This window comes from Guyparkeria halopsychrophila, assembly GCF_044582135.1.
In the GTDB taxonomy this organism is placed as follows: Bacteria; Pseudomonadota; Gammaproteobacteria; order Halothiobacillales; family Halothiobacillaceae; genus Guyparkeria.
The window spans coordinates 1-780 of the sequence record NZ_JBDODP010000060.1 but is presented as its reverse complement, the minus strand read 5'-3'; the positions used below and the strand labels follow the sequence as shown (position 1 = coordinate 780).

General features: G+C 71.0%; 1 protein-coding gene. It reads right to left on the bottom strand.

Translation table 11 applies throughout. The features are described from left to right. A partial coding sequence (locus tag ABGV18_RS11480) for a helix-turn-helix domain-containing protein (RefSeq protein ID WP_396586147.1) occupies positions 1-780 on the bottom strand: 780 nt, incomplete at both ends.

Here is a 780-nt window from a genome sequence, read left to right as displayed (position 1 = left end):
GTGGTTCCCATTCCTGGTCTTGTCTTGAATTCGTTTCGGCTCTCGCCGCGCTAACGGCCGTGAACTGCGGGGGCGTGCCACCACCCTCAGGCGGTCACGGTGGGGGCGCAACGCTTGTTGCAGCGCTGGCGATTGCACCGCGATGCCGCGGGTAACGATCGCCAGCGGGCTGCCGAGTCGCTCGGCCACGGTCTGCCAGAAGGCGACGTAGTTAACTACCCGGGGCGGCTCGGCGTACAGGGCGAACCACAGTCGCCCCCGAGCATCCTGGGCGGTCAACTGGTAGCCGCCCGCCACCGGCATCTCACCAGGCACGTTCCGCAAGCTGCCCACCAGCACGGTGGCGTCATGGGCACTCGCCCAATTAAGGCACTTGCCGGTCGGGCCGGTCTTGCCGCGCGGCATCGCACCGCGGCGCGGCACCAGTCCCCAGTCGGTTAAGTGCCGGCGGATCGCCCGGGCATCGGGGCGGGCACCAGTGCGCTGCTCGAGCGCCTCGGACAGTCGCTCCACGTCCCAGCAGCACCCCGGGGACTCACGGAGCTCGGCCTGCAAGGCCGCCCCCATGTCCTCGCCCATGCCTGGCCCCGCCTGGCTCTGCGCCTTTCGTGGTCGGCCGCGCCGACCGACGTCCACTGCCGGCCAGCCACCGTGCTTGAACGCGGCGAAAGCCGCGGTCACGGTCGGCGCACTCACCCCGGCCCGCTCGGCTGCCTGGGCCACCGTCAGGCCATCGAGCCGCAGCCGGACCGCCTCGCGACGACGGTGATTCACCGCCTC